This window comes from Vibrio sp. PID23_8, assembly GCF_003584965.1.
GTDB lineage: Bacteria > Pseudomonadota > Gammaproteobacteria > Enterobacterales > Vibrionaceae > Vibrio.
Window position 1 is genome coordinate 752,599 of sequence record NZ_LIXE01000001.1, and the last position, 14,346, is coordinate 766,944.

Here is a 14,346-nt window from a genome sequence, read left to right on the forward strand (position 1 = left end):
CTATAGAATTCATGGATAGCTTAATTGCCATCGCGGCAGCCATTCTTTATGTTTTGGCGATTGCGACTATCATACCCGGACTCTCTCAGCAGTCAGGAATCAAAGCAAAAACCGTATTTGCCAGCGCAGCCTGTGCACTTGTTTTCCATGCTTGGATACTGAGCGATCTGATTTTCAACGCCTCAGGGCAAAACCTCAGCATTTTAAATGTCGCCTCACTTATTAGCTTTATTATCTCTTTAGTCATGAGTGTGGCGATGTTGAAGAATCGTTTGTGGTTTTTACTGCCCGTCGTGTACAGCTTTGCTGCGATCAACTTATCTGCTGCCACATTCTTGCCTAGCACCTTCATCAAGCATTTAGAAAACGACCCTAAACTACTCATTCATATTTCTTTCGCACTGTTTTCTTATGCGACATTGACCATTGGCGCCTTGTACGCCCTGCAACTCGCCTGGCTTGATCATAAGCTTAAAACAAAGAAAGCATTAGTGATTAACCCCAATTTGCCACCATTAATGATGGTGGAACGTCAACTGTTCAAAATCATCTTAATTGGTAACTTATTGTTAACGGGTACGCTCATCACTGGCTTTGCTTTTGTGCATGACATGTTTGCACAAGGAAAAGCGCATAAGGGCATTCTTTCTTTCATTGCTTGGGTGATTTACTCCGTCCTACTGTGGGGTCACTACCATAAAGGCTGGCGCGGCCAAAAAGTCACTTGGTTTGCCGTTGCAGGTGCGACTCTTTTGACTCTGGCCTACTTTGGCAGCCGATTTGTTCAAGAGATCATTCTTAATTAATTCAATGAAATAAGGAACCAATGGTTCCTTATTCTTTATCTATCGAGATAAATAAAATAGAGTACCCCTTAGTAGATTGATTTCAAGGCCATGCTTGGCCATAAATACACCAAACATCGACAAGGAACAGCAACGTTTTGGACGACATATCTACGGGTATATTATTTGCGCTACTCGCGTGTCTGATCGTCATATCAGGTTACTTCTCCGGTTCAGAAACAGGGATGATGTCTTTGAACCGTTACCGCTTAAAACACTTAGCCAATAATGGGCATAAGGGAGCGAAGCGAGTCGAAAGGCTGCTCGATCGCCCTGATCGCTTGATTGGTCTTATTCTGATCGGCAATAACCTCGTCAATATTCTTGCGTCTGCCATTGCCACCATTCTTGGTATGCGCATGTATGGTGATTTGGGTGTCGCGATTGCCACTGGTGCACTCACCATGGTGATTCTCGTCTTCGCAGAGGTGACACCAAAAACCATCGCCTCACTGTATCCAGAGCGCGTATCGTACGCGAGCAGTATTCTCCTGACGATTTTAATGAAGCTTCTATCTCCGTTGGTATTGTTAGTCAACTTTATTACCAATGGCTTTATTCGCCTGCTTGGCGTCAAAGCGGACCACTCGACAGAAGATCACCTCAGCTCAGAAGAGCTGCGCACGGTAGTGAATGAAGCAGGAGGGCTAATCCCTCGCCGTCACCAAGACATGCTGGTCTCCATCCTCGATCTTGAACACGTCACGGTTAATGACATCATGGTGCCGCGTAACGAAATTACCGGTATCGACATCAATGACGACTGGAAGTCCATTGTTCGCCAACTCACTCACTCGCCCCATGGCCGAATTGTGCTCTACCGCGATCAAATCGATGAAGTCGTTGGCATGCTGCGTTTGCGTGAAGCATACCGCTTGATGCTGGAGAAGAACGAATTCAACAAAGAGACCCTGCTACGCGCAGCCGATGAGGTGTACTACATTCCAGAAGGCACGCCGCTCAATGTGCAAATGTTGAAGTTTCAACGCAACAAGCAACGTATTGGCTTAATTGTCGATGAATACGGCGACATTAACGGTCTAGTGACGCTAGAAGATATCTTGGAAGAAATTATTGGCGAGTTTACGACCTCTATTTCACCTAGCTTATCGGATGAAATCACCCCCCAAGGTGACGGCAGTTTTCTAATTGAAGGCAGCACCAACATTCGAGATATCAATAAAGGTTTGAAGTGGAAATTACCGACCGATGGCCCAAGGACGCTAAATGGCCTTATTCTTGAACATTTAGAAGACATCCCAGAAAGTCACCTCAGCGTTCAAGTTGCTGGGCACCCGATGGAAATCGTCAACATTGAAGAGAATCGCATCAAACTTGTGAAAGTGTACCCGAAGCTAAAAAAGAGCAGCTGATGTTCCTATTCCTGTGAACAAAAAAAGAGCCTGATATCATCAGGCTCTTGTTCATTAGAATGCTTATGGTTAGTCGATGCGTAGTTCTTTTAGCATGGACTCTGGCAGTGCCAACTCATCATTCTTATTTACAGACACACCAGCATCGAGAATATTTTTCGCAATTTGCTGCGCTTCTCCTAGTGAGTGCATTGCTGCCGTGCCACATTGGTATTCGTTCAGCTCTGGGATCTTATTTTGGCTTTCCACCTTCAATACGTCTTCCATAGAAGCAATCCAAGCGTCTGCTACTTGCTGCTCTGAAGGCGTACCAATCAAGCTCATGTAGAAGCCAGTGCGGCAACCCATTGGTGAGATATCGATGATTTCAACACTGTCACCATTGAGATGGTTACGCATAAAGCCCGCATATAGATGCTCAAGCGTATGAATGCCTCGCTCAGAAAGAATATCTTTGTTGGGTGCAGTAAAACGTAAGTCGAATACCGTGATGGTATCCCCTTTCGGGGTCTGCATAGTTTTTGCCACGCGCACCGCTGGCGCATGCATGCGAGTGTGATCAACGGTAAAGCTATCTAATAAAGGCATTACATCTCTCCTGATTGTAACCACCAACACCGAAGGTATTGGTATTGATTTCTATTTATTCCCCCAAAAAGACAATCATTCGGGGACTAAAAGAACCAGCCGCTGTTGTCTTCCAGTTCCTGACGACATTGCTTCAGCTGCCAGCCATACGTTTTAGCTGTTTGCTCGACGCGTCTTGCGACCTTAATCAAGTTCGGCTTACTCTTATAAGTACCTCGCTTATAACCACCACGCCCCTCATGGTAAGCAAGATATTGGTTATATGGATCCCATAATGAGGTGCCTAATTGTCGACGAGTCTCATGAGTGTACCAACCAACAAACATCATTGAGTCATCAAAGCTAGTACGTGACCCACCTTGTCCCGTTGCTTTCTGAAAATCTTTCCAGGCAGGGTCCTGGGCTTGAGCATAACCGTAAGCACTGCTCACTCGTCCCCATGGAATAAAGCCTAGAATATAATTTTTCGGAGGCTTTGCATCATGACGAAAACTACTTTCTTGCTTAAGAATAGCCATCGCGACATTGATTGGCGTCCCCCATTCCTCTTCCATGTCCTTGGCATCTTCATACCAACCAGATTTTTCTCGGAAAATTTCACATAGGTTATCTTGCTGCTTTGGGGGCGCAGTCGCACAACCGGCTAACAATACACTCCCGAACACCGAGACCACTAATGGCTTAATGTTCAATCCCTGCCCTTACTACTTTATGCTTATTTAGATAAGCATTGGTATTATTGTTTTAGATAAGCAAAGTAGTCTTCTAAAAAGTCATCAAACGACAAGGTGTCGCTTTGCTCTGCTTGTTGTTGTTTCCCAACTGAAGTGGTCACTTCCGTTTCCATAATAGTTTCTGAGTACTGCTCGTAACGATGAGCAAGATTTTCTTCACGGAACTTCATGCCTAATGCACAGCCCACTTTGCCTAATCCACCGTGCTCTTTGGTCAGTTCAAGCAGCTGACCTGAAATCGTCAACTCTGGATCATCAATCCATTCTTCTAACTTATCACATACCGCTTGATAAGCATTGCCACCCACAACCGTGTCCATTTCAAACGCGATTTGACGAAGTTCAGCGAATACACGATGAGCCCAGTCTTGTAGAGATAAACGCTCACCTTGACAGCCGATTTGTAACATCAGCCCTTTTTCACGACCAGAAACAATCACCTTGTTCCAGTTGTCACGCCAGCATGCAAGCTCGCAATTGTCCATCGGTTCAGAATCAGAAAGCGCCGCCCAAGTGAGAAATAGGTCGAGGAAGCGAACTTGCTCTTCACTTACCCCTACCGCACTAAATGGGTTTACATCCAACGAACGAACTTCAATGTACTCTACACCGGCACGATTAAGTGCTTCTGATGGTTTCTCACCGCTCTTCGTCACTCGTTTAGGACGAATTGGGGCATAAAGTTCATTTTCAATCTGCAGAATATTCGAGTTCAGCTGACGATATTCGCCATCGACCTTCACACCAATCTGAGCAAACTCTTCTGATGGATGACGAATCGCATCACTCAAACCATCAAGATACTGTTCAATGCTGTTAAAGCCAATCTTAAGTACACTTTGCGCGCTGTTGGTGTAACCGAGATCACTTAGGCGTAGCGATGTCGCTTTTGGCAAGAATAACGTGCCACCAATTTTCTCAAATGGCAGATCGGTTTCACGACCTTGGATAAAAGAGCCACATAAGGCAGGAGAAGCACCAAAGAAATAAGGGATCATCCAACCAAAGCGATAGTAGTTACGGATCAGAGCAAAGTAAGCCGCGGATTTGGTGTTTTGACGCGCCTGCTCATCTTGTTCGCCATACAGCGCATCCCAGAATGATTCCGGGAATGAAAAATTAAAATGCACGCCAGAAATAATCTGCATTAAACTGCCGTAACGGCGCTTCAGGCCTTCACGGTAAAGCGTTTTCATTTTTGCTGCATTGGATGAACCATACTGAGCCAATTGAATGTCATCTTCACTGCCTACGTAACATGGCATTGAAAGTGGCCACATTTTCTCTTCACCCATTTTGGTTTGTGTAAAGTGGTGAATGTCTTTCAACTGCCCCATCAATTCAGAAACCTCATGGGAAACTGGAGTAATAAACTCCAACAGAGATTCAGAAAAGTCTGTGGTGATCCACTTGTTTGTGAATGCTGAGCCCAAGCCCTCTGGGTGAGGAGTGGTTGCAAGGCGTCCATCCTGACGATAACGCAAAGTTTCTCGCTCAACACCACGTCCAAACTGCGTAAATACTTCTGGGTTTGATGCAACTTGTTTTAGTCGCGCAGCAAAATCAGTCAAAATGAGGTTCGCTTATATTGGGAGCAGGTCACTTACCAAGACGAGTAAGTGAAAGCTAAATTATTGATATATAATCCATCTAGATAAATAACCCATCAAAAAGTCATTTATCTAGTTAGAAACGAATAGCGGAGAGTCTCCTCTCCGCTATTAAATGTGTACTCTATCGAATGATTTCAAGCTCTTCCACGTCTTTCCCCAACTTTTCTAGTTGAGGACGAAGGGATTTTGCATCCCCGACGACGACGATTTGATAATCATTCGGATCAAACCATTTTTGCGCTAACGCATCGAGTGTTCGTTTGTCCACGGTATCAACAATAGCATTACGTTGTTGTAAGTAATCTTTGTCTAAGTTGTACTTCAAAATATCACTGATGAGTTTGCCTTTTTGTGTTGGTGTTTCATATTTCAGTGCATCTTTTTGACCGACCGCTTGGCGCATAAATGTCATCTCATCATCAGTCATGCCGGCTTGAGAGTATTCATTCAGCTCATTTTCCATTTCAACGATAGATGCCACCGTCGAGTCTGCACGCACTTGTGCTGTAAATACAACCGAGCCCGTTTCTACATTACCTGAGAAGTAACCGAATGCCCCATAAGTGTAGCCTTTATCTTCACGTAAGTTTTGGTTAATGCGGCTATTGAAATTACCTGATAAGTTAAAGTTCGCAAGTTGGCTTAAATAGAAGTCACCCGTCGCATCATAAGGCATGCCTTGACGAACCAACATCACCACACTTTGCGGTGCTCCAGGCTTATCCACGAGATGAATTTTTTGCTCACCTAACGGCAAGATGCTCTGTGGAGCATAAAGCGGCGCGGCCTCATCTTCCCAGCTTGACCAAAACGCCAGTTGCTTTTGGATATCTTGCTTGGAGATATCACCAACCACCACAATCTGTGCACTTTGCGGCGTATAATGCTTGGTATAGAAATCTCGTACATCGTTCAATGTTAGGGCATTCAAGCCTGCTTGCGTGCCATCTTTCGGACGGGCAAATACGGAATCCCCATAAAGTACTTGCCGGCTTGCTTGTGACGCCATCCAGCTCGGGTTTTGTTGCTCATATACCAACCCCTCTAACGCTTGCACTTTCACACGCTCAAAGTCTTCCTCTTTGAAAGCAGGAGATAAAAGCATCTCTTCAACAATCTTTAAGGTTGGCGCTAGATTTTTTGCTAACGATGAAACACTGATGTTGGTCGTGTAGCCTGATGCTTCCACCGAAATCATGCTACCTAGCTTATCCAGTTCAGCTTGAATATCTTCGACGCTGCGCTTAGTGGTACCTTCTTGCAACATTGCTGCCGTCAATTGCGCAAGACCTTCTTTACCTTTATCAACGAAGCGTGTTCCCGCAGGTAGACTAAATTGCATCATCACGGTTGGCGTTTCAGTACTCACTGTCCCTAACAATTCAGAACCGTTGTCGAAATGAATGCCGTACAATTTTGGCATGGTTGCTTCAACCGGAGCCCCTGCAGGTGGCTGAACCGAGCGTTCAAAGTTATCTGTTGCACGACGGTAAGCTAATTGATCATCGGTTATCTTTTGATATTCTGGAAGCGTGCGTTTTGGCGTGACGAACGTTGCAGGTTTCACTGCAAGATCTACTTTACCTTTCGGTACCACGCTCAACGTCACTTTATTCTTGCCTTGGATAAAGTCACTGTACGCTTTTTCCACTGACTCTGGCCTCACCGCACGGATCTGCTCGAGCTGTTTTTCAATCAAATCTGGCTGACCGAAGAAGGTTTGATTTGAAGCCAATTGAGTCACTTTGCCTTTCACGCTTTCCAGGGCAAAGATCGCGTCTGCTTCCGCTTGCCCTTTCAATTGGTCAAGACGATCTTTCGTTACGCCCTCTTTACTGAACTTATTCAGTGACTGCATCAGTTCATCATAAAGTTTAGACAAGTCGCCTTTCTCTCCAGAATCGCCCATCGCGTAGACATAGAAGTTACACGACAACTCAGCACAATCATGGAATGAGCCTGCATCCACCGCTTTTTGAGTCTTCACCAAGTCTTGGTAAAGAAGGCTATTGGTACCGCTACCTAGCACACTAGATAAAGTATCGAGTGACGCTTGGTTGGCTTCACCACTGTAAGTGGTTGGCCAGGCGATCATGACCATTGGTTGTTGAATACGATCTTCCAATGTAATGAATTTATTCTCTTCAAGCTTCGCAGGTTGCTTCGGCGCGTTATCGACTTCTGGACCACGAGGAATTGAGCCAAAGTACTTGTTAACCCACGCTAGGGTTTGCTCAACATCAATATCGCCACCAATGGTAATGACCGCATTGTTCGGGCCATACCAGCGAAGGAAAAAGGCTTTCAGATCGTTAACATCAACACGGTCTAAATCTTCCACATAGCCGATCGTTTGCCATGAATATGGGTGACCTTCAGGGTATAGCGCTTCCGCCATACGTTCCCAGATCAAACCATAAGGGCGGTTGTCATAACGCTGAGCACGCTCATTTTTTACCGTTGAACGCTGAATTTCGAATTTCTCTTGTGACACCGCATCCAATAAAAAGCCCATACGATCGGATTCTAACCACAACATTTTCTCGAGTTGATTCGCCGGGACAGTTTCAAAATAGTTCGTGCGATCGCGGTTAGTTGTACCATTTAACGTACCACCCGCTTCGGTGATGATTTTAAAGTGCTGTTGATCACCCACGTTTTCTGAGCCTTGGAACATCATGTGCTCGAAGAAGTGAGCAAAGCCAGATTTACCGATATCTTCACGTGCTGAGCCAACGTGATAAGTCACATCAACATGCACCAGTGGGTCTGAATCTTCCGGAGCAAGGATCACCGTCAGACCATTATCAAGTTGATATTTCTGGTATGGAATTTTGACCTTGCCAGCTTCTGTTTTCGACGACTCAACGAAAGTCACTCCATCAGGCAGTGAAACCGGGGCGTTTGATGCACAGCCCGTGATCACCAGCAGTGAACACGTGCTAACCCAAAACATTCTCATGCGCTTTCCTTAAAATAAACCGAAATAGATAGCGGCTAGTAGACTGTACCTTGCCGCTTTACCTAAAAATATAACAACCATACACGGCAGAAATTTCATCCTTAACCACCCTGCAGCTAAACATAGCGGGTCGCCAATCACTGGCAACCAGCTAAAAAACAATCCCCAGTAACCGTACTTTGCCAACCACTTCAATGCCGTGTGGCCATGTTTTTCATCTTGGGTTTTATTGGGGATCCAGAGCCCAAGCCAGTAATTGGTGAGACCGCCGAGGGTATTACCAATTGTGGCAACGGTAATGATAGAAGATACGGAATACTGATTTAATGAAAGAGTGGCGATCAATCCTGCTTCTGAGCCACCCGGTAACAAGGTGGCACTGAGAAATCCCGTCATGAACAACACCCATAATGCAGAATCAGAGAACCATAACGCTAAGTTTTCAAAGGCAGCATTAAATGCCTCTAACATGTCATATCAAGCAATATCTTGCCTCGCGTCCGTCCGGATTCAACTTGCCTGTGGGCATCCACAACCTCACTCATCGGATAGACTTGTTGAACTTCAGTTTTCAGTAACCCGACGCCCACCATATAAAGTAAAGTGTCGAGTTGCTCGCGATCAGGTTCGACCAACATTCCACTGGCTTCAAAACCAAGTAGCTTTGCTTTCTCACAAATCAGCTCAGCGGTGATGGTTGGAAGGGTAATGACTCTTGCATTATCAGTAAGACACTTGAGCGCATCTAATGCCGCATCGCCACCGACAAGATCAATCAAAACATCCACATCTTCAACATGTTCAGACACTGGAGCAAATTGATAGTTCACTGCGTGCGCCCCTAATGTGGCGAGGTAGTCTAAGTTCCGCTCACTGCAAGTGGTAAACACTTCCGCTTTAGCCGCCACTGCTATCTGCACCGCTAAATGCCCAACACCACCAGCACCCGCCAGAATCAATACACGATCGCCTTCAGTAACATTCGCTTTACTGAGCGCTTGAACTGCAGTTTGCCCTGCCAGGGGCAGTACTGCCGCAGCTTCAAGCGTCACGGTACTTGGAACATGGCAGAGCTCAGACTCTGGCACGCAAACATATTGACTGTAGCCACCACCACGAATTGGAAAGCCAATGAAACCTGCCACCTCATCACCCACCTTAAAACGTGAGGTGTTATCACCGCATGACACCACCTTACCAGAGATATCGTAGCCCGGAACCCAAGGTAGATTGTCTTTGTTTTGTGCCGCTGCCCAGCCAAGTCCTGCTCGCGTTTTTACGTCAATGGGATTGACGCCAGCATAGGCAACTTTAATGAGAACCTCACCAGTTTGAGGTGATGGTGTTGATGCGTTTTGGACCGCGAGAACGTCTGCCTCGCCAAATTCGGTAATCACTATCTGTTTGTGTTCCATAACCCATTCCCTGAGAGAAAACAAAAGGGATGCCTCGGCATCCCTTTGACTATAAACTATTTTGTTTGCTGAAGTTAATCGCCAATGTGTAAATTGGTTGATAATTCTATATCACAAATCACCAACCAAGATCTCTAGGCACATCGACTACCCCACTAGGGCAAGCAGAATACCTGCGGCAACTGCCGAACCTAATACGCCTGCAACGTTTGGCCCCATCGCATGCATCAATAAGAAGTTTTGCGGGTTTGCTTCTAAACCAACTTTGTTAACAACTCGCGCTGCCATTGGTACTGCTGATACACCCGCCGCCCCAATAAGTGGGTTGATGTCTTCTTTTGAAAACTTGTTCAGCAACTTCGCCATCAGCACACCGGCCCCTGTACCAATACTGAATGCCACCGCCCCCAGTCCCAAGATACCTAGTGTTTCTATGTTTAAGAACTGTTCAGCTTGTAGCTTAGAACCAACACCAAGACCTAAGAAGATAGTCACGATATTGATCAATTCATTTTGTGCTGTTTTCGATAGACGATCCACCACTCCCGCTTCACGCATCAAGTTACCCAAACAGAACATACCCACCAGAGGTGTGGCTGATGGTAAGAACAGAATCGTCATCAGTAGCACAGCAAGTGGGAAGAGTACTTTTTCCCACTTACCCACATGGCGAAGCTGAGCCATTTTGATTTGGCGCTCTTCTTTGGTTGTCAGTGCTTTCATGATTGGTGGTTGGATGATCGGCACCAACGCCATGTAGCTGTATGCGGCAACCGCAATGGCTCCGAGCAGATCTGGAGACAGCTTACTCGCTAAGAAAATCGCCGTTGGGCCATCGGCTCCCCCGATGATCGCAATAGACGACGCATCGGCCATCGAGAACTCCATACCCGGCACATAGTTAAGCAAGATTGCCCCAAATAGCGTGGCGAAAATACCAAACTGCGCTGCCGCGCCCAACCAAAGTGTTTTTGGGTTTGCGATCAAAGCACCAAAGTCGGTCATTGCACCTACGCCCATAAAGATCAATAGCGGGAACACGCCCGACTCGATCCCGATGTAGTAAACGTAGTACAACAGACCACCCGGCTCGGTGAAACCCGCATTCGGAATATTCGCTAAAATAGCACCAAAACCAATGGGTAATAAAAGTAATGGTTCAAAGCCTTTTCGAATCGCTAAAAACAGCAAGGTACAGCCAACCAGCATCATGCAGATTTGGCCAAACTCAAAGTTAGCGATCCCTGTTTCTGACCATAGGGTCATCAATCCGTCCATGATACTCCCTTACCCCAGACTCAGAAGTGGCGAACCAACCGTAACGGCATCCCCTTCCTTAACGTTCAATTCTTGCACCACGCCACCACGTGCTGCGCGAACTTCCGTTTCCATCTTCATGGCTTCAAGGATCAAAAGAACGTCACCTTCTGCCACTTCAGCGCCCAGTTGGACATTCACTTTGAAGATGTTGCCTGCAAGAGGAGCCGGAACCGCTTCTGCGGTACTATTCGCAGGTGCACTTGGTGCTGTAGTTTGAGCAGGTGCTGCCGCTGCATTTGGCGTCACTGACGTTAATTGACCTTGAGCACCAACTTCAACTTCAACTTCATACACTTGACCATCAACACGAACACTGTAAGTTTCAACGCCACCAGCGGTAGGCTGTGCTGTAGGCGCAACAGCAGGTTTCGCTGCTTCTAGCGTTGGAGCTGGTTCAAATGCATCTGGGTTGCCACGGTTTTTCAGGAACTTAAGTCCAACTTGAGGGAATAGCGCGTAAGTCAGCACGTCATCGACACGCTCACTCGCTAGCTTAATGCCTTCAGATTGCGCTTTTTCCATCAAATCAACCGTTAGAGCTTTCATTTCAGCTTTAAGCAAATCTGCGGGGCGACACGTGATCGCCTCTTTGCCATCAAGCACTTTCGCTTGTAGTTCGGAATTCACTGGTGCGGGAGCTACACCATACTCACCTTTTAGGACACCAGCGGTTTCTTTCGTGATGCTCTTGTAGCGTTCACCCGTTAATACGTTGATCACTGCTTGAGTACCAACGATCTGAGAAGTCGGTGTAACGAGAGGAATAAAACCTAGATCTTCACGTACGCGAGGGATCTCTTCTAATACTTCATCAATACGATCCGCTGCGCCTTGCTCTTTTAGCTGGCCTTCCATATTGGTCAGCATACCACCCGGAACTTGTGCAATCAGAATGCGAGAATCGACGCCTTTCAGCTGACCTTCCCATTTTGCATACTTCTTACGCACTTCACGGAAGTAAGCAGCAATCGGCTCGATTTGTTCAAGCTTAAGGTTAGTGTCGCGCTCAGTGCCTTGCAGCATCGCCACAACGGTTTCTGTTGGCGTATGGCCATAAGTACAACTCATCGAAGAGATTGCAGTATCAAGAATATCAATACCTGCCTCTACTGCTTTCACCGCTGTCGCCGTTGAAAGGCCAGTGGTTGCATGACAGTGAAGCGCCAATGGGACATCACACGAGGCTTTGATTCGAGTGATCAGTTCTTCCGCCTCATATGGCTTAAGCAGACCCGACATGTCTTTAATACATAAAGAGTGACAGCCTAGATCTTCCAAACGTTTTGCTAAATCTACCCAAGTATCTGCGTTGTGGACCGGGCTGGTAGTGTAAGACAACGTACCTTGCGCATGAGCGCCAACATCAACTGCGGCTTTCACTGCAGTTTGAAAATTACGTACGTCATTCATCGCATCAAAGATACGGAACACATCCATACCATTTGCGTGCGCACGCTCAACAAACTTCTCTACAACGTCATCAGCGTAATGGCGGTATCCCAGAAGGTTTTGACCACGAAGTAGCATTTGCATTGGCGTGTTCGGCATCGCTTTTTTCAGCTCACGCAAGCGTTCCCATGGGTCCTCCCCAAGGAAACGAATGCACGAGTCAAACGTCGCGCCCCCCCAGGTCTCTAGCGACCAATACCCTACCTTATCTAACTCTGCTGCAATAGGCAGCATATCTTCGATACGCATGCGTGTAGCAAACAATGATTGATGGGCGTCACGAAGGACCACATCCGTGATAGCTAGTGGTTTCGACATGCTCTTAAACTCCTTTTTAATCCTATATTTCGGCTACTTCGCGATAGAGGTGCGATGTTGATGAATCGCAGCTGAGATCGCCACCACGACTTGTGGACTAACAGCTGAAGAGGTTGATTGAACGTTGGTATTTATTTTTGGTGCTGCGATCGGCTCTGGCACTTCTTCTGGTACCAATTTGGACAGTAGCCGAACGAGATAAACTAAAATTGTGAGGAAAATAAATACGACCGCCATCCCTGTTAACATCAGAGTGGCCGCATCGACTAGCAGGCTTCCTATATTCGTCATGTTGCTTCCTTTCTTTGTCATCCTGACAATGCGCAGGACTCTTATCACGTCAAATCCCGACCGTTCGATTATCTCGATTGGTTAAATTTTGTCAATTTTGTTTAAGATAGGTTTTAAAAAACCTCAATAAATGACTATTTATTCACCAAACCGATCACAAAACGATAGAAACGACTCATCAACTAATGAGGTGTTCAACATATAAGCAGAATAAATCATAGGAGGCAGAAAAACTGCGATTGGGATTTAAAAACAAAGAATGTGTATGTTAAGGAAAGTAAAATCAAAACAGATTTCTAGCCAAAAAAACAAACTTTAAACAAATTATTAACACCAACAGAACAGATACATTTCTCTATCCTATCGCTATCAAGTGCACCTGTGGTCTAAATTGGTCTGATTTCCGAGACATGAGAGACAAACTAAACATGGAAATGACAAGATATGACTATTTAGTCACTGATGAACCTTCCAGATCACGCGCGCTTACTTTTATATCATTAATCAGCCAACCCTCCATTCATACGCACCATCTTTATGGCATCGTGACGAGAGTGCACATCGAGTTTCTTATATAATCGGTAGATGTGGCTCTTTACTGTGCTTTCGGATAAAAACAACTGAGATGCAATCTGTTGGTTTGAATTGCCATAAGCAAGCAACTCTAGGACTTGTCGTTCACGACTGGTCAACTCATCATACTCACACTCCATCACAACGTTAGAATGACGGTAGTTACTGATAAGCTTTTCCAAGTATCCTCTTGGCAACCAGAGTCCACCTTTAAAGATATAATCGACACTTTTACTAATGTGGGTCACGGCTGCACTACGCAGTAAAATGCCTTTCAGAAACTTCCAACGTAGCAACTCATTATCAACTTGGCTGTTTGGCACGTTATGAACCATCAACGGCCAACCAAGTAAATCAAAGTCAGGTAATAACCCTAAAGACTCAAGTTGCACCAAGTAATCGTAATCAATAAACACAAGATCAATATTAACAGTATGACTGCGAAATACTGCTTCTTGCGGCGAACAGATCATGACTTTCACGTGGCTAATTGTTGAAAGTTGACTCTCTATTAAACTGGTTTGAAGATTGCTCTCTGCAAGCAAGAGAAGATGTTTTATTCTCATTTATCCTCCATTTTACGACACCTTTACCACTCCCTACCTGTGCTGATTCCATGTACGTGGAACTACGAGTAATTGAAATATCGATAGCAAGAATATAGCAGTTCAGTCGGACTTTATGCCTAACAAGCTGTTGCCCCACATACACCAAAAGATTAGTCAAATTTCAGCGAGAAGCAGAGTGACTTCATACCCTACTATTTTAACTGGTTGTTCTTAAGTAAAGTTCTTATTTAAAACTCTCATGAACAACGATATTTCTTTCTGAAATGCCAATATTCCAAGTAACTTTCTGCATACTT

General features: G+C 45.5%; 12 protein-coding genes. 2 read left to right on the forward strand and 10 right to left on the reverse strand.

Translation table 11 applies throughout. From position 1 onward, the window contains the following. The first annotated feature begins 11 nt into the window (after positions 1 to 11). The gene (locus AK966_RS03425; protein ID WP_099079901.1) at positions 12 to 806 is read left to right on the forward strand and encodes an inner membrane protein YpjD; all 795 of its coding nucleotides are present in this window, start codon (positions 12 to 14) and stop codon (positions 804 to 806) included. A gap of 137 nt (positions 807 to 943) precedes the next feature. Then, positions 944 to 2,218, forward strand: a complete 1,275-nt coding sequence (locus AK966_RS03430; protein ID WP_099079826.1) for an HlyC/CorC family transporter — start codon at positions 944 to 946, stop codon at positions 2,216 to 2,218. 69 nt (positions 2,219 to 2,287) lie between these two features. Here the strand turns inward: AK966_RS03430 and luxS are convergent, their stop codons facing one another. The 10 genes from luxS to AK966_RS03480 all read right to left on the reverse strand — a co-directional run bounded on the left by luxS (position 2,288) and on the right by AK966_RS03480 (position 14,047). Next, complete coding sequence (gene luxS / locus AK966_RS03435) at positions 2,288 to 2,806, reverse strand: S-ribosylhomocysteine lyase (RefSeq protein ID WP_099079825.1); 519 nt, start codon at positions 2,804 to 2,806, stop codon at positions 2,288 to 2,290. Between the two features lie 86 nt (positions 2,807 to 2,892). Further along, the gene (locus AK966_RS03440) at positions 2,893 to 3,498 is read right to left on the reverse strand and encodes a hypothetical protein (protein ID WP_119463535.1); all 606 of its coding nucleotides are present in this window, start codon (positions 3,496 to 3,498) and stop codon (positions 2,893 to 2,895) included. 44 nt (positions 3,499 to 3,542) lie between these two features. Continuing rightward, entirely contained in the window at positions 3,543 to 5,111 is a 1,569-nt protein-coding gene (gene gshA / locus AK966_RS03445) for a glutamate--cysteine ligase (RefSeq protein ID WP_099079823.1), read from the reverse strand. A gap of 163 nt (positions 5,112 to 5,274) precedes the next feature. Next, positions 5,275 to 8,115, reverse strand: coding sequence for a pitrilysin family protein (locus AK966_RS03450; RefSeq protein ID WP_099079822.1), 2,841 nt, complete (start codon positions 8,113 to 8,115; stop codon positions 5,275 to 5,277). A gap of 9 nt (positions 8,116 to 8,124) precedes the next feature. Beyond that, positions 8,125 to 8,586, reverse strand: coding sequence for a YqaA family protein (locus tag AK966_RS03455; protein ID WP_099079821.1), 462 nt, complete (start codon positions 8,584 to 8,586; stop codon positions 8,125 to 8,127). Further along, entirely contained in the window at positions 8,580 to 9,530 is a 951-nt protein-coding gene (locus tag AK966_RS03460) for an NADP-dependent oxidoreductase (RefSeq protein ID WP_119463536.1), read from the reverse strand. Before AK966_RS03460 ends, AK966_RS03455 begins: the two co-directional genes overlap by 7 nt. 147 nt (positions 9,531 to 9,677) lie before the next feature. Beyond that, positions 9,678 to 10,808, reverse strand: coding sequence for a sodium ion-translocating decarboxylase subunit beta (locus AK966_RS03465; RefSeq protein ID WP_099079819.1), 1,131 nt, complete (start codon positions 10,806 to 10,808; stop codon positions 9,678 to 9,680). Between the two features lie 9 nt (positions 10,809 to 10,817). Next, positions 10,818 to 12,617: a sodium-extruding oxaloacetate decarboxylase subunit alpha gene (gene oadA, locus AK966_RS03470; RefSeq protein ID WP_119463537.1), complete on the reverse strand. Its 1,800-nt coding sequence runs from the start codon at positions 12,615 to 12,617 to the stop codon at positions 10,818 to 10,820. A gap of 33 nt (positions 12,618 to 12,650) precedes the next feature. Further along, a complete protein-coding gene (locus AK966_RS03475; protein ID WP_119463538.1) occupies positions 12,651 to 12,908 on the reverse strand; it encodes an oxaloacetate decarboxylase subunit gamma in 258 nt (85 codons plus the stop codon). A gap of 500 nt (positions 12,909 to 13,408) precedes the next feature. After that, a complete protein-coding gene (locus AK966_RS03480; protein ID WP_099079816.1) occupies positions 13,409 to 14,047 on the reverse strand; it encodes a helix-turn-helix transcriptional regulator in 639 nt (212 codons plus the stop codon). Between the last annotated feature and the right edge of the window lie 299 nt (positions 14,048 to 14,346).